Source organism: Stagnihabitans tardus (assembly GCF_009925085.1).
GTDB classification, from domain to species: Bacteria; Pseudomonadota; Alphaproteobacteria; order Rhodobacterales; family Rhodobacteraceae; genus Stagnihabitans; species Stagnihabitans tardus.
Window position 1 is genome coordinate 61,014 of record NZ_JAABNR010000006.1, and the last position, 18,477, is coordinate 79,490.

The window sequence follows — 18,477 nt, forward strand, 5'->3', positions numbered from 1 at the left end:
CGCGGCGGGGGAAATGGCCAGATGGCAGTTTTCCTTCCCCGCGCTTGGCTGTAGTGTCCCGGCCAAAGGAGAGCCAGCATTGCCACGGATCGACCGCTATATCTTGGGCCAGTTCCTGCAATACTTCGGCTTCTTCGCCCTTGTCATCGCGGGGGTCTATTGGGTCAACAAGGCGGTGGGGCTCTTTGACCAGCTGATCGGCGACAACCAGTCGATCTGGGTCTTCGTGCAATTCTCGCTTCTGACCCTGCCCCAGGTCATCAAGCTGATTCTGCCCATCGCGGCCTTCATCGCCACGGTCTATGCCACCAACCGCCTGATGGGCGACAGCGAGATGGTGGTCATGCAGGCCACCGGTTTCTCGCCCTTTCGCCTGGCGCGTCCGGTCCTGTATTTCGGCCTGGTCGTCGCGCTGATGGCCGCCGTTCTGACCCATGTCCTGGTGCCGCAAAGCCGCACCGCCCTGACCGAGGCCCGGGCCGAACTGTCCGAGAACCTGACCGCGCGTTTCCTGGAATCGGGGGTCTTCACCCATCCCGCCCCCGAGGTCACGCTTTACATCCGCGAGATCACCGAGAGGGGGGAACTCCGCGACATCTTCCTCGCCGATGCCCGCGACCCGGCCCAGAGCATGACCTATACCGCGCCCTCGGCGCTTTTGCTGCGCGGCGAGAACGGGCCCAAGCTGATCATGGTGGGCGGCATGGCCCAGGCGCTGGAGAAGGCGACCCTGCGCCTGTCGGTCACGCGTTTTGCCGATTTCACCTATGACCTGGGCGCCATGCTGGTGGGACGTGCGGCGCGGGGGCGGTCGGATGCGGAGCTGGGGACCTTCGAACTCTTGTTCCCGACCGAGGCTCTTGTGGCCGAGACCGGGCGCAGCCTCTTGGACCTGCGCTTCCAGGGCCATCAGCGGCTGGCAGAGCCCTTCCTGGCGCTGTCGGTCTCGCTCATCGGCTTTGCGGCGCTTTTGGTCGGGGGCTTCAGCCGCTTTGGCCTGTGGCGCCAGATCGCGCTGGCCGTGGGGATCCTGGTGCTGGTCCAGGGCCTGGCCACGGCGGCCGGGGGGGCGGGAGGCAGGCTCTCGCAGGGCTGGGCGCTGGCCTATGCGGCGCCGGTCCTGGGCTTTGCCCTGGCCTTCGGGCTCCTGGCCTGGGCGGGGCGTTCGCGGCGGATGGGGGCCTCCTGATGGTCCTGCATCTGTACATCGCGCGCCGCTTCCTCTGGCTGACCTTCCGCATCTTCGCGGGGTTCTTCGCGCTGATGGTGGCGCTGGACATGGTCGACGAGCTGCGCCGCTTTTCGGACGAGGGCCTGACGCTGTCGGGCGCGCTGATGCTGGCGGTGATGAATGTGCCTGCGACCTTCTACAAGCTTTTGCCCTTGATCGTCATCCTGTCGGCCATCTCGCTTTTCATCGGCCTTGCGCGGTCGTCGGAACTGGTCGTCATGCGCGCCTCGGGGCGGTCGGGGCTGGTGATCCTGCTGGCGCCCGCCGTCACGGCCTTCCTTTTGGGCGCGGTCTGCGTCACGGTGCTCGATCCGCTCGTCGCTGCCACCTCGCGGCGCTATGACGTGCTGAGCCAGGGCCAGTCGCGCGGCGGCTCGGTCCTGTCGGTGTCAGAGGCCGGGCTCTGGCTGCGCCAGGGCAGCGAAGAGGGCCAGACCGTGGTCTCTGCCGCCCGCGCCAACCTGGACGGGACCGCGCTTTACGAGGTCACCTTCCTGACCTTCGGCCCCGATGGCACGCCCGAAACCCGGATCGAGGCGCAAGAGGCGGTCCTGGGCGAGGGCGCCTGGGATCTCAGCGGCGCGAAGCGCTGGTCGCTGCGGCAAGAGAACCCCGAGCGCCGGGCCGAGGCCCTCGGCCCCGGGGCGAGCCTGCCCACCGACCTGACCCGCGACCGCATCCGCGCGGGCTTCGGCACGCCGGGCGCCATCGGCTTCTGGGCCCTGCCCGACTATATCGCGGGCCTGCACCGGGCGGGCTTTTCGGCGCTTGGCCACGAGGTCTGGTACCAGATGGAGCTGGCCCAGCCGCTGCTCTTCGCCGCCATGGTGCTTTTGGCGGGGGGCTTCACCATGGGTCATGCGCGGCTGAGGCGCGGCGGGCTCTTGATCCTGGGGGCGGTGCTGTCGGGCTTTGCCGTCTTCTTCCTGCGCAACTTCGGCCAGGTCCTGGGCGAGAACGGCCAGATCCCCATCCTTCTTGCCGCCTGGACCCCGCCCATCGCCGCCCTGCTCTTTGCCCTTGGGCTGCTCTTGCACCTGGAGGACGGTTGATGCGTCTGCTTGTCCTTCTGCTTTCGCTGCTCTGGGCCCTTCCGGCCGCCGCACAGGACCAGGCCACCCTGGTGGCCGACCGGCTGACGCTGCAAAGCAGCAAGGTCATGGTCGCCTCGGGCCATGTCGAGGTGTTCTACAAGGGCCAGCACATCACGGCCTCCCGCGTGGTCTATGACGCGGCCCAGGATCACCTGGTCATCGAGGGGCCGATCCTGATCACCGATGCCAGCGGCAGCCGCATCACCGCCGACAGCGCCGAATTCACCGCCGATCTGACCGAGGGCCTGATCCGCACCGCCCGCATCGTCATGGCCGAACAGTTGCAACTGGCCGCGGCCGAGATGCGGCGCGACGGGAGCGTCACTGCGATGCGGTCGGTCGCGGCCTCGTCCTGCCGGGTCTGCGGCGATGGCCCGCCCCTGTGGGAGATCCGGGCGCGGCAAGTGGTCCATGACGCCCAGGCGCAGCAAATCTGGTTCACCGGGGCCTCGTTGCGCCTGGCGGGCGTGCCGGTGATCTACCTGCCCGTCCTGCGTGTGCCCGACCCGACGCTGGACCGCGCCCAGGGCTTCCTCTTCCCCGAACTCAGCGCCTCGACCGCCTTGGGCACCGGGATCAGCCTGCCCTATTTCATCCCCCTCGGACGCTCGCGCGATCTGACCCTGACGCCCTTCCTGACCGACAACGGCGGGCGGACCCTGGGCTGGCGCTATCGCCAGGCCTATGCCAGTGGCACGCTGGAGCTTGCAGGCGCCTTCAGCCGCGACCGGTTGCTGCCCACCGACCTGCGCGGCACCCTGCGCGCCAAGGCCGCTTTCGACCTGGGCGGCGACTGGCACCTGGGCTTCGATGGCACCCTGGTCTCGGACCCGGCCTATCTGCAGGACTATGGCATCTCGGAGGAAGACCGCCTGGTCTCGACCCTTCGCTTGAGCCGGGTGACGCGCGACAGCTTCACCTCGGCCGAACTGACCTCGTTGCGCACCCTGCGCACGACCGAAAGCAACGCGACCCAGCCCTCGACCCTGACCGGGGCCGAGGCCGTGCGGCGCTTCACCCCCGGCGCGCTTGGCGGCACGGCCACGCTCTACGCCGAAATCTCGGGGCAAAGGCGCAATGCGACCTCGGGGGCGGATGGCGATGGCGACGGGATCGCCGATGGGCGCGACATGGGGCGGGTCAGCCTGGGGGCCGCATGGGCGCGGCGCTGGGTGACGCCGGGGGGCGTGACGCTGGATGCGGGGCTCCAGGCGGGGGCGGATTTCTACTCGATCGACCAGGATGACCTTTATGCGGGCGATGCGGCGCGGACCTCTGCGCGCGGCGCCCTGCGGCTGGGCTATCCGCTGATCCGGCGCGATGCGGGCGGCGTCACGCTTCTGGAGCCGCATCTGCAACTGGTGACCGCCCGGACCCGCGCCGATGCCGCGATCCCCAACGAGGACTCCGCGCTCGTCGAATTCGACGAGGCCAATCTTTACGCCCTTGACCGCTTCCCCGGCGCCGATGCGCTGGAAACCGGGCTGCGGCTGAACCTCGGGCTTTCGGTCACGCGGCAATCGGATGCCGGGCCGGATTGGGGCCTGACCCTGGGCCGGGTCATCCGGCTGGACGAGACCCGCGCGTTTTCCACCGCCTCGGGCCTGGGCGGGGCGGCTTCGGACTGGCTGGTGGCGGGCCAGGTGACGCTGGACAGCCGCCTGTCGCTGACCGCAAGGGCCCTGGTGGGCGAAGATGCCAGCCTCAGCCGCTTTGAAAGCCGCTTCGCGCTGACGGGTCAAAGGGCCGGCCTGTCGGGCGGCTATGAATTCGTGCCCGCCGATGCCACGCAGGGCCGGGCCGAGGACATCCGCGAAGTCGTCCTGGACGGCACGGCGCGGCTGGGCGACTTCTGGACGCTGTCGGCTTCCGACCGCTATGACCTGTCCAGCCAGACCACCCGGGCCAGCCTGGGGCTTGGCTTCCGCAACGAATGTCTGTCGGTCGATCTTTCCGTCTCGCGCCGCTTTACAAGCTCGTCTATTGTCGCCCCAAGCTCGGATTTCGGCCTGACGGTCGAGCTTCTGGGCCTGGGCGGGGCCTCCAAGGGCCGGGCCGCCACGACTTGCCGGAGGTGAAGATGACAGCGCTTTTGACCCATAGCTTGCGCGGCCTTGCGCTTTTGGCGCTTTTGGCGGGGCCCGTCTTGGCCGAGGTGCCGTTTTCGGGCAGCACCTCCGCCGAACCCGCAGCCCCGGCCCCGGTCGAGCCGCAGTCCTTCCCCACCGGCGCCGCCGATCCCATGGCGCCCCAGCCCCTGCCGCCGCCCATCACCTCGATCGCCCCGGTGATCATCGCCAATGGCGCCGCCATCTCGGATTTCGAGATCGACCAGCGCGTGGCCTTCCTGACCGCCCTGCAGCAGCAGGGCGACCTGCGGACCCTGGCGCTCCAGGCGCTGATCGGCGAGCGGCTGCAATCGGTCGAGGCGCGGCGCCTGGGGCTTTCGGTCACGCCCGAACAGATCCGCGGCGGGATGGAGGAATTCGCCGCCCGCGCGAAACTCTCGCTCGAGGCCTTCCTGTTCGAGATGGAAAAGGCCGGCGTCGCGCCCGAGACCTTCCGCGACTTCGTCGCGTCGGGGCTTCTGTGGCGGGCGGCTGCGCGCGAGAAATTCGCGGGCCGCATCGAGGTGACCGAGGCCGAGGTCGACCGGGCGCTCGGCATGGGCGCCTCGGCCGGAGAGGGGCGCCGGGTGCTTCTGTCGGAACTGGTGATCCCCGCCGATGGCAGCCGCGATGTCGTGGCGCTGGCCGGGCGGGTCAAGCTGGCGATCCGCACCGAGAAGGATTTCGCGCTGATGGCGCGGCAGTTCTCCAAGGCCACGACGGCCGCTTCGGGGGGCGAGCTGGGCTGGCTGGACGAAAGCGCCCTGCCCGGGCCGGTCCAGGCCGCGCTGTCGGGCCTGCGTCCGGGCGAGGTCACCAATGTCCTGCCCATCTCCGGGGGGGCGGCGCTTTACCTCCTGCGGCAAGAGGGGGCAGTGGCGGGCGAGGGCGCCTCGGTGGTGGAATATGCGCTGCTGGCAGGCGGCACGGGGACGCTGGCGGCCCAGGTCATGGGCTGCGACGGGCTTTACCCCGTGGCGCGCAAGGGCGCGGTCCTGACCCGCGAGACCCGGCCCGAGGCCGCCCTGCCCGCCGATCTCGCGGCGGCCGTTTCGGGGATGGATGGGGGCGAGGCCCGGGTTCTGGCCGATGGCCGCGTCCTGGTCCTGTGTTCGCGCAGCAAGGCCTCTGGCCTGCCCCAGGCCCGTGAGGCGGTGCGGACCGATATCCTGAACCGCAAGGTCGGGCTTCTGGCCGAGGCCTGGGCCGAAGAGCTGCGCTTCAACGCCTTTGTCGAAACGCCCTGACCCCAGGAGGCCCCGGGTCAAGCCCGGGGCAGCAGCTTGGGATCGGCACCGGGGTCGCTCAAGCCCGCCCCCTGGCGCCCCGAGCCCATGATGCCCCAACGTCACGAAAGACCCAAAGCATGATCGCACCGATTGCCCTGACCTGCGGCGAACCTGCGGGTATCGGCGCCGAGATCGCCCCGCTGGCCCGGGCCGCCCTGCCCGACCTGCCCTTCTTCTGGATCGGCGACCCGCGCCACCTGATCCCGGGGACCCGGTTCAAGGTCATAGGCTCCCCTGCCGAGGCTTTGCGCCTGGCCCCCGACACCCTGCCCGTCCTGGCCCATGACTTCGACGGCCCCGCCACCTTGGGCCAGGCGCGGCCCGAACATGCCAAGGATGTCATCGCCGTCATCGCCCGCGCCGTGGAGCTGGTGCAGTCAGGCCAGGCCTCGGCGCTCTGCACCCTGCCCATCCACAAGAAGGCACTGAAGGACGGCGCGGGTTTCGCCTTCCCGGGTCACACGGAATACCTGGCACATCTGGCAGGCGATGTGCCGGTGGTCATGATGCTGGCCTCCGACACCTTGCGCGTCGTGCCCGCCACGATCCACGAGGCCCTGTCCGATGTGCCCCGCCTGCTGACGGCGGACCTGTTGGAAGAGGTCATCCGCCTGACCCATGCCGGCCTGATCCGCGATTTCGGCATCGCCTCCCCCCGGATCGCCGTGGCGGGCCTGAACCCCCATGCGGGCGAGGGCGGCGCCATGGGGACCGAAGAGATCACCCTGATCGCCCCCCTCCTGACCCGCCTCAAGGCCGAGGGCCTCGACCTGCGCGGCCCCCTGTCCGCCGACACGATGTTTCACGCCCGCGCGCGCGCGACCTATGACGCGGCCATCTGCATGTATCACGACCAGGCGCTGATCCCGATCAAGACCCTGGCCTTCGACGAGGGCGTGAACGTGACCTTGGGCCTGCCCTTCATCCGCACCTCGCCCGACCACGGCACGGGCTTCGACATCGCGGGCAAGGGGCTGGCGCGGGCGGACAGCACGGTGGCGGCCCTGGCGATGGCGGCGCGCATGGCGGCGGCGCGGAGCAAGTAGGGGCGCTGCCCCTCGGCCTGCGGCCTCACCCCGGAGATATTTTTGCCAAATTGAAAGCACAAACGCATTGCCGCTTTCAATTTGGCCCAAATATCTCCCGCCGGAGGCAAGCGCCGGAACGGCGCTCTACTTGGGTTGGATCAGGTCCCAGCGGTGGCCGAATGGATCGCGCCAGACGGCGACCTTGCCGTAAGGCTCATCGCGGGGGGCTTCTTCGAAGATGCCGCCCACCGCCGTGATCCGGGCGGCATCGGCGTCGAAATCCTCGGTGGCGGCAAAGAGCCAGACGCGGCCGCCCATGGGATGGGCGAGGGCGGCAAGCTGCGCCTCGCCCTCGGCCCGGGCGAGGACCACGCGCAGGCCCGGGGCGGGTTCGATCGTCACCCAGCGCTTGCGGCTGCCATCAGGACGGGTCTGGTCGAAGTCTTCGATCAGCGGAAAGCCCAGGCCCTGGCAGTAAAATGCGATGGCGGCATCGTAGTCTGGGACGAGGATGGAAAAGCCAGACAGGCGCATCAGCTCTTGTCGCCGGGCAAGGCGGGGCGGGCGTCGGGGCGCGATTCCGGCAAAGCGATGCGGGCCACCTGTTCGGCGATGGGCTCGACCGAGAGGGGGTGCAGCTCGGCGCGGTGGGTCTCGGGGTCGCCGATGGGGGACCATTGGCCGCCCTTGTAGATCTCGAGCGCCGAAAACTTGGCCTTGTAGCCCATCTTGCGCGAGCCCGGCACCCAATAGCCCAGGTAGACGAAGGGCAGCCCCGCCTCGCGCGCGATCTCGATATGGTCGAGGATGGCGAAGGTCCCCAAGGACAGATCGGCCAGGTCGGGATCGTAGAAGGAATAGACCATGCTCAGCCCGTCATCGAAGACATCAGTCAGCGAGACGGCGGCGAGCGGACGGCCGCGCTCACCGGGGCGCGAGGGGCGGGTGTATTCGATCACGCGGGACTTGATCGGGGTTTCCTCGACCATGGCGGCGAATTCGAAGACATCCATATCGGCCATGCCGCCATCGGCATGACGCGCATCGAGGTAACGGCGGAAGAGGGCGAATTGGTCCTCGGTGGCCCAAGGCGAGGTCGCGTTGCGGCGCAGATGGGAGGCCGCCTTCATCACCTTGCGCTGTGTGCGGTTGGGCTGGAAATCGGCCACCCGGATGCGGGCCGAAAGGCAGGCCGAGCACTCGGCGCAGGAGGGCCGGTAAAGCACGTTCTGCGAACGCCGAAAGCCCTGCTTGGACAGGGCATCGTTCAGCTTCTGCGCATGTTCGCCCTGCAGCGCGGTGAAGAGCTTGCGCTCCATCCGGCCATCCAGATAGGGGCAGGCCTGGGGGGCCGTCACATAAAACTGTGGCGCGATGGGAAGGGTGTGACGCATATTGGCCCAAGTGCTTGCGGCCACAGGGTAGCAAGGCGCGGGCGCCGCGCCAAGCCCGTTTGCGCCCTCCGCTGCGCCGTTTACCAAAAGCCTGCGACTTTACGGCAAGAGAGAATTTACCTCTGCGGCCTCAGCGGAAGATCGGCGTCGGCCCAAGGGCCTCGCGGTTGACCAGCGCCGTGCCCAGCACGATGTCCGACAGGCTGCGGTGATCGCGGGTGAAGGCGATGAGCAGGACCGAGAGGACCTGGGGGATCACGAAAGCCACCGAGAGCGTGTAGAACAGCGTATGCAAAAAGGCCGTGCCGCCATCGATGGCTTGCGTGTCGCGGTCGATGAAGGTCAGGCCCATCATCCGCATGCCCAGGGTGGCGGAGTGGCGCGCAAGGCCGAGCCAACGGTAAAGGAAGTTCACCGCGACATAGAGCCCGCCCAGGAAGAACAGCGCCAGGAACCCGGTCAGCACGGTCAGGAAAGTGGTGATCACGGCGATCAGCACCGTATCGATCACCCAGGCCAGAAGCCGCCGCCCGGCCACGCCCTGGAAGAGGCGCGCCTCGGGGATGACATGCAGGGTCTGTTGGGCGTGGTTCATCGCGGTCTCCGCTGGGGCCCGGGTGCTCCGGGCTTGACCCGGAGCCTCTTGGGCAGGGATTGGGGGGCGGGGGATGGGGGGCTGCCCCCCCGGTGGAAAGACAGGGTCGGGGCCCCGGGTCGAGCCCGGGGCACCCATGGTCTTACGAGGCGGGCGCTTCAGGCGCCGCAGCCGGACGGGCCGTCTTGGCGCGGTCGTCCATGAAGGCGTCGAACTCGGTCTTGTCCTTGGCCTCGCGCAGGCGCTGGAGGAAGGACTCGAAGGCCTCCTGCTCGTCCATCAGGCGGCGGATCGTCTCTTCGCGGTAGGCGTCGAAGGCCGAGTTGCCCGAGGAACGGAAGGCGCCATTGCCGCCGCCGAAGCTGCGGCCGAAACGGTGCGATTGGTCGTGATTGCGGCAGGAACGGCCGAACATGCGTTTGCTCCAGATCATGTAGAAGAGGGTTGCGAGGCCCAGGGGCCAGAAGAAGATGAAGCCAAGGACCATGGCAGCGATCCAGGCGCCCTTGCCGCGCTGGTCCAGCCAGCCCTCGACATTGCGCGCCATGGTCAGGATGCCGCCCTTGGCCTTGGTGGCTTCGGGATAGGACTGGGTGTACATTGCGTCTCCATTGCGATGTGAATTCGTTTCACATCACCAAGATGGGAGACCTCAGCTTTTCGCGCAAGAGGGGATGTTATGATTATTTACATTAGGCCAAAATCCGCTGATTTGCCCCCGGCCAGCCCCTGCCCCGGCAGTCCGATTTCCACAAGTTGCGCTGCGCACACACCATCCGCAAGAAAACTTCAAAATATCACCCCCTTGCGACACTTTTCCCGTCTTTTTGCGGTTGACGCTGCCTTGCGGCGCCAATAGTGTCCCCGCCATCGGAAGCTTGAGGGTGAAATGGCTCCTCTTCTTGTAGAAAGACAGGTTGGGCGCTTGGGCCGGTAACGGCAGCCAGATTGGCATCCATGCGCCCCCGGGAAGCCCCCGGGGGTTTTTTGTTGGGTTGGAAAGGGAAGATCATGACGGTGATGACCGGTGCGAAGATGGTGGTTCAGGCGCTGAAGGAACATGGCGTCGAGGTGGTCTTTGGCTATCCGGGCGGCGCGGTGCTTCCGATCTATGACGAGATCTTCCAGCAAAACGACATTCGCCACATCCTCGTGCGCCACGAACAGGGCGCCATCCACATGGCCGAAGGTTACGCGCGCTCGACCGGCAAGGTGGGCGTGGCCCTGGTGACCTCTGGCCCAGGGGCGACCAATGCCGTCACCGGGCTGACCGATGCGCTCTTGGATTCCATCCCGCTGGTGGTTCTCTCGGGCCAGGTCCCGACCTTCATGATCGGCACGGATGGCTTCCAGGAGGCCGATACGGTCGGCATCACCCGCCCCTGCACCAAGATGAACTGGCTGGTGAAGGACACGGCCAACCTGTCGCAGACCATCCACGAAGCCTTCCATGTCGCCTCCTCGGGCCGTCCCGGTCCCGTGCTGATCGACATTCCCAAGGATGTGCAATTCGCCACCTCGACCTATGTCAAGGCCGAGAATGCCCGGCCCTCGCATTACGCCCCCCGCGTGCGCGGCGATGAAGAGGCGATCTCGCTTCTGGTCGAGATGATGGAGACGGCGGAGCGGCCGGTCTTCTACACCGGCGGTGGCGTGGTGAACTCTGGCCCCAGGGCCAGCGCGCTTCTGCGCGAGCTGGTGGCCGAGACCGATTTCCCGATCACCTCGACGCTGATGGGGCTGGGGTCTTATCCGGCCAGCGGCAAGAACTGGTTGGGGATGCTCGGGATGCATGGGCTTTACGAGGCCAACCTCGCCATGCATGGCTGCGACCTGATGATCAACGTGGGTGCGCGTTTCGATGACCGGATCACGGGGCGGATCAAGGACTTCTCGCCGGGGTCGAAGAAGGTTCATATCGACATTGACCCCTCGTCCATCAACAAGGTCATCCATGTCGATGTGGGTATCGTGGGCGACATCACCCTGGTCCTGGAAGAGGTCCTGAAACAGTGGCGCGCGCGCGGGTCGAAGACCGCCAAGGCCGCTCTGCCGAAGTGGTGGGCCCAGATCGCCGAATGGCGCGCGGTGAAATGCCTGAGCTACAAGCCCTCGACCAAGACGATCAAGCCGCAATATGCGCTGGAGCGGCTCGAGGCCCTGACCAAGGGCATGGACCGCTATATCACCACGGAAGTCGGCCAGCACCAGATGTGGGCCGCGCAGTTCCTGGGCTTCGAGGCGCCCAACCGCTGGATGACCTCGGGCGGGCTCGGGACCATGGGCTATGGGCTCCCGGCCTCGATCGGCGTGCAGATCGCGCATCCCGAGGCCCTGGTGATCAATGTCGCCGGTGAGGCATCGTGGCTGATGAACATGCAGGAGATGGGCACGGCGATGCAATTCCGCGCCCCGGTCAAGCAGTTCATCCTGAACAACGAGCGCCTGGGCATGGTGCGTCAGTGGCAGGAGCTTCTGCATGGCGAGCGCTACAGCCATTCCTGGTCGGAGAGCCTGCCCGATTTCGTCAAGCTGGCGGAAGCCTTCGGCTGCAAGGGCATCCTCTGCACCGACCCAGCCGACCTGGACGAGGCGATCAAGGAGATGCTGGCCTACAACGGCCCGGTGATCTTCGACTGCCGCGTGGAGAAGCACGAGAACTGCTTCCCGATGATCCCGTCGGGCAAGCCGCATAACGAGATGCTTCTGGGCGAGGCGGATACCCAGGGCGTCATCAAGGCGGGCGGCGCGGTGCTGGTGTGACCCCCCGGGAGGGTTTCACACCCTCCCGGACCCTCCCGTGGGATATTTGTGAAAAGATGAAATCAGGGCCGGGAGCGCAGGATGGCGCGGGGGCCCCTGGAGGAAGACGATGAATGCTTTGAACATCAAGAAGGGCTCCTCGAGCCATTCGGCCTATGAGCTGCGCGACCCCAATGGCGATCTGATCGAGAGCCATACCCTTGCCGTGCTGGTCGCCAACGAGAGCGGGGTTCTCGCCCGGGTCATCGGGCTGTTTTCGGGGCGCGGGTACAATATCGAGAGCCTCACGGTCGCGGAGGTGGATCATGAGGGCCACCGCAGCCGCATCACCGTGGTCACGCGCGGGGGCCCGGCGGTCATCGCCCAGATCAAGGCGCAGCTGGAGCGCATGGTCGTGGTCCACGAGGTCCATGACCTGACGGCCGAGGGGCCTGCGGTGCAGCGGGAACTGGCGCTCTTCAAGGTGCGCGGCAAGGGCGAGACAAGGGTCGAGGCCATGCAGCTGGCCGAAATCTTCCGCGCCAAGGTGGTGGATTCGACGCTGGAGAGCTTTGTCTTCGAGCTGACCGGCACGCCCGAGAAGATCGACGCCTTTGCCGACCTGATGCGGCCCCTGGGGCTTGCCGAGATCGCGCGGACCGGGGTTGCGGCGCTCTCGCGCGGGGTGTGAGTGAGAGCCCGGGGTATACCCCGGGCTACGCTGTTGAGGGGAAGCGACCTTGCCCGATGGGTCGCTCTGGTGACGCTGCGTGGCCCGGGGTATACCCCGGGTTTTCCTTTGCGCAGGCGGCGGGGTGAGCCCCGCCCTGCCCCGCCCGATACAGGGCCCGGCCGGGCTAGCCCCGGCCAATATAAGGCATGTCGCGGGCCATGATCGTCATGAAGGGCACGTTCACGTCCAGGGGCAGGCGGGCCATGTTCAGGACCGCCTCGGCCACAAGCGCCACATCCATCACGGGCTCGACCCGGATCTCGCCATCGGCTTGGGGCACGCCCTTGGGGAAGGCCGCGGCCATCTGGGTCGCGGCATTGCCGATGTCGATCTGGCCCACGGCGATGTCGAACTTCCGCCCATCGAGGCCCAAGGTCTTGGTCAGCCCCGTCACCGCATGTTTCGTCGCCGTATAGGGCGCCGAGCCCGGGCGGGGGACATGGGCGGAGATCGAGCCGTTCTGGATGATCCTCCCCCCCTGCGGCGCCTGCCGCCGCATCTGGCCAAAGGCCGCGCGGGCGCAGAAGAACATGCCGTTCAGGTTCACATTCACCACGTTCATCCAGGTCTCGACCGGGATTTCGTCGATGGGGGCTGCGGGCGCCGATTGGCCCGCGTTGTTGAAGAGGCAGTCGATGCGGCCCCAATGGGCCGCCGCCTTGGCGAAGGTGGCCTCGACCTGGGCGGGGTCGGTCACGTCGCAGGGCAGGATCAGCGCATCCGATGACCCGGCGGTTTCGCGCAGCGGGCCCTCGCGGCGGCCCAAAAGCCCGACACGCCAGCCGGCCTTCAGGAATGCCTGGGCCGTGGCCTGGCCGATGCCCGAGCCTGCGCCGGTGATGATGATGCTTTGGGTCATAGCGCGCTTACCTTGTGCGTGGAGTTCGCCAGGAACTCCGGGTTGATCTCGACGCCCCAACCGGGCGCATCGGGGACGGTCATCTGGCCGTCCTCGATGGCGAAGGGGTTCCCGAGGAAGAGCCCCTCCTGCCACGGGTAGTAGTCGAGGCCTTCGATGGAAAACTCAAGATACTTTCCGGCATTCGGAATGGCGCGCAGAAGATGGGCGGTGCAGATCGTCACCAGGGAGAGGTTGGCCGCATGGGGGGTGATGGGCAGGCCCGCCTTCTCGCCCATCTTGCAGACCATGAGCGTGCGGGTCATGCCACCCATATACATCACATCGGGTTGCAGGATATCGACCGACTTGCGGTCGATCATCAGCTGCCAGGAGGACAGTTCGCAATCCTGCTCTCCGCCCGCGACATCCATGGTCAGCGCCGCGCGGACTTGCGCCGTCTGGTCGTATTCCCAATAGGGACAGGGTTCCTCGAAATGGCCGATGCCGTGGTCCTGGAGCATATGACCCACCTCGATCGCGGCCTTGGGGCCGTAACAGGAATTGCCATCGACGAGCTTGTCCACATCGCCCAAGGCCCTGGAGACCACCTTGATGACTTCCGGCGTGCGGCCGGGCCATTCGTCCTGACCGCGCCCGCACTCCGCCCCCACGCGCCATTTGAAGGCGGTAAACCCGTCGCGGTCGCGCAAGCTGCAGAGCCGCGCGGCCTCGTCTTCCGGCGTGATATCGCGCTTCATCGAGGAGGCATAGGCGCGGACGCGGCCAGGCGAGCCGCCGAGAAGCTCGGCCACCGATTTGCCCTGGACCCTGCCGCGATGGTCCCAGACGGCCGTGTCGAAACCGGTCTGCGCGCGGCGGAGGTAGCTGCCGGGGAACTTGTGCTCTTTCTCATAGATGCGTTGGAGCGTGTCTTCCATCGCGTCGATATCGGTGCCCAGAACATGGGGCGCGACCTGGCGGTGGAAGATTTCCGCCGTGATATCGGCGTTATAGGTGGAAAGCTGGCCCCAGCCGGTGGCGCCGTCTTCGGTCGTCACCCGGGTGAAGGTGACGAAGGGATTGCCGAAGGTTTCAAGCTTGGTGATCTTCATGGGCGCGCTCCGTTGGAAGAAAGGCTGGGGGACGCTCGCGCCCCCCAGACCCCCCGAGGATATTTTTGTCAGTATGAAAGGGGCGAGGCAGAGGTTCTGTGACTTTCGCGACTTGGCTGGTCGCGGGCGTTACAGCCACTTCTTCCATTTGAAGATGCCGAAGGTCACCAGCGCCGAAAGCACCATCAGGACCAGGGCCGCAGGATAGCCCCAAGGGTAATCCAGCTCCGGCATCTGGCGGAAGTTCATGCCATAGACCGAGGCGATCAGGGTGGGCGGCAGGAAAAGCACGGCCACGACCGAGACGATGCGCACGGTGGTGTTCTGCGCCAGGTTGATCATGCCCAAGGTCGCATCGGTGACCTGGGCCACGCGGGCGGTGAGGTAATCGCCATGGACCTCCAGCGCCTGCACATCGCGGGAGAGGCCGATGATCGTGGCCTTGTGGGGCTCGGCCTGGCCGCGGTCCTCCAGCCCCACGCGGAAGAAGCCAAGCGCGCGGTCCAGGGTCAGAAGCGAGAGGCGGCAATTGGCCACCATGTCGGATTGGCGGCCGGCGGTCTCGAGCGCCTCTTGCAGGAAGGCGGCGGTGGGGGCGGCCTTGGGGGCGAAGAGGTCATGGGTGATCCGGTCCAGCGCGCGCCCCGCCCCCTCCAGCAGGTCGGCGATGCGGCCGATGATCTCTTCGCAAAGGCCCAGGAAGATGCGTTCGGGCGTCGCACAGCCAAGGCCGAGCTTGCCCGCGCGGGCTGGATAGGTCTCGAAAGGGCGCGGGATGTGGTAGCGCACGGTGACCAGGCGGCCACCGCCCTTCAGGAAGGCCACCGGGCCGTTGATCGGGGTGACGAGGTCGTCGCGGCTCAGGCCCGGCACCAGGATCGTCATGATGTCGAAACCGCCCTCGCGGTAAAGCCGGGCGGAGATCTCGATTTCCTCGAGGTCTTCCAGCGTCGGGATCTCGGGGACGAAGGGCGCGACCAGGGCCGCCTCCTCTGCCTCGGGCTTGGCGAGGTCGATCCAGAGCGCGGCCTCGGGCAGGGTCTGGATCAGGGTTTCCCCTTCGGAGCGATAGGCGAAAAGCATGGGCGGACCTCCTTCATCTTGGGTGGCACAGGCTTGCTCTGGACAAAAGGGGCGAAAACGGGGGAAACCGGGAAAAAGGGGTGGTTCATGTTCGACCTGGTGATCTTTGACTGCGACGGGGTGCTGATCGACAGCGAGATCATCAGCGCGCGCATGCTGATCACCGAGCTGGCGCGGCTGGGGGTCGTGATCGACATGGACTATGTCGCGCGCAACTTCCTGGGGCGGTCCTATCCCACGGTGATGAAGGTGATCCGGGCCGAGTTCGGGCTGGAGCTGACACCAGAGTTCGAAGAGCAATACCGCGCCAGGCTCCTCGCGGCATTCGAGACCGAGCTGCGGGTCATGCCGGGGGTGCGGGAGGTGCTTGTCGCGCTGGACCTGCCCTGGTGCGTGGCGACGTCTTCCTCTCCGCGCCGGGCGGAGCGGAGCTTGCAGATCGCGGGGCTCTCGGACCTGACCGGGGACCGGGTCTATACCGCCTCCTTGGTGGCGCGGGGCAAGCCTGCGCCGGACCTCTTTCTGCATGTGGCGGGGGTCTACAAGGCCAAGTCCTGCCTGGTGATCGAGGACAGTCTGAACGGGGTGCGGGCGGGGCTTGCTGCGGGGATGGAGGTCTGGCGCTTCACCGGGGGCAGCCATCTGAAGGGGCCGCTGGAGACGCCGGACGATGCGCGTGCCGCCATGGAGTTCAATGATTTCGCGGGGTTTTTCCCCCTTTTGCAGCGGAGACAATGATGGCGAAAGTGCCGCAAGCCGATGAACCCTCTCTGCATGACGAGGCCGCGCGGGCCGGGTGGCTTTACTACCTCGGCGGGCTGACCCAGGACCAGATCGCGGCCGAGCTTGGCGTCTCGCGGCAGCGCGCGCAAAGGCTGGTGTCGAGGGCGGTGGCCGAGGGGTTGATCCAGGTCCGGCTTTCGCACCGGATCGGCGCCTGTCTCGACCTTGAAGCCGCCCTGACCGACCGCTTCGGCCTGACCCGGGCCCGCGTCGCGCCCTTTGCCGGGCCGGGGGTGGATGCGGTGCGCGCGACCTCTCCGGTCGCTGCGGCAGAACTCGAGCGGGTTCTGCGCATGGCCGAGGGCAAGGTCATCGCGCTCGGCACCGGGCGCAGTCTGCGCGGCATGGTCGATGCGATGGACGAGATTGCTGCGCCGCAGCATCGGCTGGTGAGCCTGATCGGCAACATCGCCCCCGACGGCTCGGCCAGCTTCTTCGACGTGGTCATGCGGCTGGCCGACAAGGTCCGCGCGCCGCATTACCCGATGCCCGTGCCGGTGATCTCGACCACCGAGGCGGAAAACGACGCCTTCCACGCCCTGGCCCCGGTGCAGCGCGTGGTCGAATTGGCGCGGCAGGCCGATGTGATCTTCGTGGGCGTCGGCCAGATGTCGGACGATGCGCCGCTTCTGAAGGACGGCTTCGTCACCCGGGCCGAGCTGGATGCCATGCAGGCGGCGGGCGCTACCGGGGAAGTCGCGGGCTGGGTCTATGATTCGCAGGGCGCCTACCTGGATCTCGGCACGAATCGCCGCACCGGCGGGGTCCGCGTCGAGCCCGGCCTGCCCCGGCCCGCCATCGGAATCGCCGCCGGGGTGCAGAAAACGCCCGCCCTTGCTGCAGCGCTGAAAGCCCGGATTATTAACGGTTTGGTCACAGATGAGCCCACCGCGCGGGCGCTTCTGACCCTCTGACCTTCGCAGGTGCAGCGAGGGATGGGGCTTGACGGATCACGCCCCAATATGAGTAATTGCCCGGCAAGCGATGAAATGCTCAATCGCTGCTTTGGGAGGATACCAATGAACATGACGCTGCGCGCCCTTTTGGGCGCCACGGCTTTGCTCACCCTGACCGGGGTGGCCATGGCCGAAACCGAGATCACCGTCGCCACCGTGAACAACGGCGACATGATCCGGATGCAGGGGCTGATGGATGACTTCTACGCCAAGCACCCCGACATCAAGGTCAACTGGGTGACGCTGGAAGAAAACGTTCTGCGTCAGAATGTTACGACCGATATCGCCACGGGTGGCGGCCAGTATGACGTGCTGACGATCGGCACCTACGAGGTTCCGATCTGGGGCAAGCAGGGCTGGCTCGCCTCGCTGAACGACCTGCCGGCCGATTATGACGTCGATGACCTTCTGCCCGCCATGCGCGGCGGCCTGACCGTCGATGGCAACCTCTTGGCCTCGCCCTTCTACGGCGAAAGCTCGATGGTCATGTATCGCACCGACCTGATGGAGAAGGCCGGGCTGACCATGCCCGAGGCCCCCACCTGGGCCGATATCGAAAAGGCCGCGGCCGCGATGACCGACCGCGCCAATGACATCAACGGCATCTGCCTGCGCGGCAAGGCCGGCTGGGGCGAGAACATGGCCTTCCTGACCGCCATGTCGAACTCCTTCGGCGCGCGCTGGTTCGATGAAAACTGGGTGACCCAGTTCGATCAGCCCGAGTGGAAGGCCACCTTGGACTTCTACCTGAACCTGATGACGCAATACGGCCCCGCTGGCGCCTCCAACAACGGCTTCAACGAGAACCTGACGCTCTTCAACCAGGGCAAGTGCGGCATGTGGATCGACGCGACCGTTGCGGCGTCCTTCGTGACGGGCAAGGATTCGACCGTGGCCGACAAGGTGGGCTTTGCCTTGGCCCCGGACAATGGCCTCGGCAAGCGCGGCAACTGGCTCTGGGCCTGGTCGCTGGCGATCCCCGCCTCCAGCCAGAAGCAGGACGCCGCCAAGGCCTTCATCAACTGGGCGACCAACAAGGACTACCTGGCGCTCGTCGCCTCGAAGGAAGGCTGGGCCAACGTTCCCCCGGGCACGCGCACCTCGCTCTACATGAACGAGGAATATGCCAAGGTCCCCTTCGCCAAGATGACGCTGGACTCGATCAACGCGGCTGACCCGACCAACCCGACCGTCAAGCCGGTGCCTTACGTCGGCGTGCAGTTCGTGGCGATCCCCGAGTTCGCGGGCCTTGGAACCACCGTGGGCGAGATCTTCTCGGCCGCCCTGGCTGGCCAGAAGACCGCCGACGAGGCCCTGGCCGAGGCGCAAGCCGCCGTCAGCGAAGAAATGGCCGCCGCCGGCTATGTGAAGTGATCGACCGATCCGGGCCGGGGGCTCCCTCCCCGCCCGGGTCGCCTCCCAAGCCTGCGGGCGCCCGGACTTGGCGCCCGCAGGTCTTCCCCTTCGCGCCCAGATCCTTCGCGCCCA

General features: G+C 67.0%; 17 protein-coding genes. 10 read left to right on the forward strand and 7 right to left on the reverse strand.

The window, feature by feature from the left end; genetic code table 11:
- Nucleotides 1–79: 79 nt before the first annotated feature.
- The 5 genes from lptF to pdxA all read left to right on the forward strand — a co-directional run bounded on the left by lptF (nt 80) and on the right by pdxA (nt 6,768).
- On the forward strand, nt 80–1,189 hold the full coding sequence (gene lptF, locus GV832_RS07790; protein ID WP_168774288.1) for an LPS export ABC transporter permease LptF: 1,110 nt from the start codon (nt 80–82) through the stop codon (nt 1,187–1,189).
- Entirely contained in the window at nt 1,189–2,283 is a 1,095-nt protein-coding gene (gene lptG, locus GV832_RS07795) for an LPS export ABC transporter permease LptG (RefSeq protein WP_168774289.1), read from the forward strand. Before lptF ends, lptG begins: the two co-directional genes overlap by 1 nt.
- Nucleotides 2,283–4,403 (forward strand): LPS-assembly protein LptD, encoded by a 2,121-nt coding sequence (locus tag GV832_RS07800; protein ID WP_168774290.1) that lies wholly within the window; start codon nt 2,283–2,285, stop codon nt 4,401–4,403. The genes lptG and GV832_RS07800 overlap by 1 nt, the downstream gene beginning before the upstream one ends.
- 2 nt (nt 4,404–4,405) lie before the next feature.
- Nucleotides 4,406–5,680: a peptidylprolyl isomerase gene (locus tag GV832_RS07805; RefSeq protein WP_168774291.1), complete on the forward strand. Its 1,275-nt coding sequence runs from the start codon at nt 4,406–4,408 to the stop codon at nt 5,678–5,680.
- Between the two features lie 119 nt (nt 5,681–5,799).
- Entirely contained in the window at nt 5,800–6,768 is a 969-nt protein-coding gene (gene pdxA / locus GV832_RS07810; protein WP_168774292.1) for a 4-hydroxythreonine-4-phosphate dehydrogenase PdxA, read from the forward strand.
- A gap of 126 nt (nt 6,769–6,894) precedes the next feature.
- Here the strand turns inward: pdxA and GV832_RS07815 are convergent, their stop codons facing one another.
- From GV832_RS07815 to GV832_RS07830, 4 genes are all read right to left on the reverse strand, one after another.
- On the reverse strand, nt 6,895–7,287 hold the full coding sequence (locus GV832_RS07815; RefSeq protein ID WP_435531754.1) for a VOC family protein: 393 nt from the start codon (nt 7,285–7,287) through the stop codon (nt 6,895–6,897).
- Nucleotides 7,284–8,144 (reverse strand): arginyltransferase, encoded by an 861-nt coding sequence (locus GV832_RS07820; RefSeq protein WP_168774294.1) that lies wholly within the window; start codon nt 8,142–8,144, stop codon nt 7,284–7,286. Before GV832_RS07820 ends, GV832_RS07815 begins: the two co-directional genes overlap by 4 nt.
- A 130-nt stretch (nt 8,145–8,274) precedes the next feature.
- Nucleotides 8,275–8,739 (reverse strand): RDD family protein, encoded by a 465-nt coding sequence (locus GV832_RS07825; protein WP_168774295.1) that lies wholly within the window; start codon nt 8,737–8,739, stop codon nt 8,275–8,277.
- A gap of 142 nt (nt 8,740–8,881) precedes the next feature.
- Nucleotides 8,882–9,340: a DUF2852 domain-containing protein gene (locus GV832_RS07830; RefSeq protein WP_435531749.1), complete on the reverse strand. Its 459-nt coding sequence runs from the start codon at nt 9,338–9,340 to the stop codon at nt 8,882–8,884.
- 407 nt (nt 9,341–9,747) lie between these two features.
- Between GV832_RS07830 and GV832_RS07835 the strand changes: the two genes are divergently transcribed.
- Nucleotides 9,748–11,502, forward strand: coding sequence for an acetolactate synthase 3 large subunit (locus GV832_RS07835; protein ID WP_168774430.1), 1,755 nt, complete (start codon nt 9,748–9,750; stop codon nt 11,500–11,502).
- Between the two features lie 109 nt (nt 11,503–11,611).
- Complete coding sequence (ilvN, locus tag GV832_RS07840) at nt 11,612–12,172, forward strand: acetolactate synthase small subunit (protein WP_168774296.1); 561 nt, start codon at nt 11,612–11,614, stop codon at nt 12,170–12,172.
- A gap of 166 nt (nt 12,173–12,338) precedes the next feature.
- Here the strand turns inward: ilvN and GV832_RS07845 are convergent, their stop codons facing one another.
- The 3 genes from GV832_RS07845 to GV832_RS07855 all read right to left on the reverse strand — a co-directional run bounded on the left by GV832_RS07845 (nt 12,339) and on the right by GV832_RS07855 (nt 15,250).
- Nucleotides 12,339–13,073, reverse strand: coding sequence for an SDR family oxidoreductase (locus GV832_RS07845; protein ID WP_168774297.1), 735 nt, complete (start codon nt 13,071–13,073; stop codon nt 12,339–12,341).
- Nucleotides 13,070–14,167: a mandelate racemase/muconate lactonizing enzyme family protein gene (locus tag GV832_RS07850; protein WP_168774298.1), complete on the reverse strand. Its 1,098-nt coding sequence runs from the start codon at nt 14,165–14,167 to the stop codon at nt 13,070–13,072. Before GV832_RS07850 ends, GV832_RS07845 begins: the two co-directional genes overlap by 4 nt.
- Before the next feature lie 129 nt (nt 14,168–14,296).
- A complete protein-coding gene (locus GV832_RS07855) occupies nt 14,297–15,250 on the reverse strand; it encodes a magnesium transporter CorA family protein (RefSeq protein ID WP_168774299.1) in 954 nt (317 codons plus the stop codon).
- Between the two features lie 87 nt (nt 15,251–15,337).
- On the opposite strand from GV832_RS07855, the gene GV832_RS07860 reads away from it, so the two are divergent.
- The 3 genes from GV832_RS07860 to GV832_RS07870 all read left to right on the forward strand — a co-directional run bounded on the left by GV832_RS07860 (nt 15,338) and on the right by GV832_RS07870 (nt 18,363).
- Nucleotides 15,338–15,988, forward strand: a complete 651-nt coding sequence (locus GV832_RS07860) for an HAD family hydrolase (protein WP_168774300.1) — start codon at nt 15,338–15,340, stop codon at nt 15,986–15,988.
- Entirely contained in the window at nt 15,988–16,947 is a 960-nt protein-coding gene (locus GV832_RS07865) for a sugar-binding transcriptional regulator (protein ID WP_168774431.1), read from the forward strand. Before GV832_RS07860 ends, GV832_RS07865 begins: the two co-directional genes overlap by 1 nt.
- Nucleotides 16,948–17,052: 105 nt before the next feature.
- On the forward strand, nt 17,053–18,363 hold the full coding sequence (locus GV832_RS07870) for an ABC transporter substrate-binding protein (protein WP_435531750.1): 1,311 nt from the start codon (nt 17,053–17,055) through the stop codon (nt 18,361–18,363).
- Nucleotides 18,364–18,477 lie beyond the last annotated feature (114 nt).

Bases quoted from the DNA above. Each gene is read 5' to 3' on its own strand.
- lptG (WP_168774289.1), top strand. From the start codon at position 1,189: ATGGTCCTGCATCTGTACATCGCGCGCCGCTTCCTCTGGCTGACCTTC.
- GV832_RS07800 (WP_168774290.1), top strand. From the start codon at position 2,283: ATGCGTCTGCTTGTCCTTCTGCTTTCGCTGCTCTGGGCCCTTCCGGCC.
- GV832_RS07805 (WP_168774291.1), top strand. From the start codon at position 4,406: ATGACAGCGCTTTTGACCCATAGCTTGCGCGGCCTTGCGCTTTTGGCG.
- pdxA (WP_168774292.1), top strand. From the start codon at position 5,800: ATGATCGCACCGATTGCCCTGACCTGCGGCGAACCTGCGGGTATCGGC.
- GV832_RS07820 (WP_168774294.1), bottom strand. From the start codon at position 8,144: ATGCGTCACACCCTTCCCATCGCGCCACAGTTTTATGTGACGGCCCCC.
- GV832_RS07825 (WP_168774295.1), bottom strand. From the start codon at position 8,739: ATGAACCACGCCCAACAGACCCTGCATGTCATCCCCGAGGCGCGCCTC.
- GV832_RS07830 (WP_435531749.1), bottom strand. From the start codon at position 9,340: ATGTACACCCAGTCCTATCCCGAAGCCACCAAGGCCAAGGGCGGCATC.
- ilvN (WP_168774296.1), top strand. From the start codon at position 11,612: ATGAATGCTTTGAACATCAAGAAGGGCTCCTCGAGCCATTCGGCCTAT.
- GV832_RS07845 (WP_168774297.1), bottom strand. From the start codon at position 13,073: ATGACCCAAAGCATCATCATCACCGGCGCAGGCTCGGGCATCGGCCAG.
- GV832_RS07850 (WP_168774298.1), bottom strand. From the start codon at position 14,167: ATGAAGATCACCAAGCTTGAAACCTTCGGCAATCCCTTCGTCACCTTC.
- GV832_RS07855 (WP_168774299.1), bottom strand. From the start codon at position 15,250: ATGCTTTTCGCCTATCGCTCCGAAGGGGAAACCCTGATCCAGACCCTG.
- GV832_RS07860 (WP_168774300.1), top strand. From the start codon at position 15,338: ATGTTCGACCTGGTGATCTTTGACTGCGACGGGGTGCTGATCGACAGC.
- GV832_RS07865 (WP_168774431.1), top strand. From the start codon at position 15,988: ATGGCGAAAGTGCCGCAAGCCGATGAACCCTCTCTGCATGACGAGGCC.
- GV832_RS07870 (WP_435531750.1), top strand. From the start codon at position 17,053: ATGAACATGACGCTGCGCGCCCTTTTGGGCGCCACGGCTTTGCTCACC.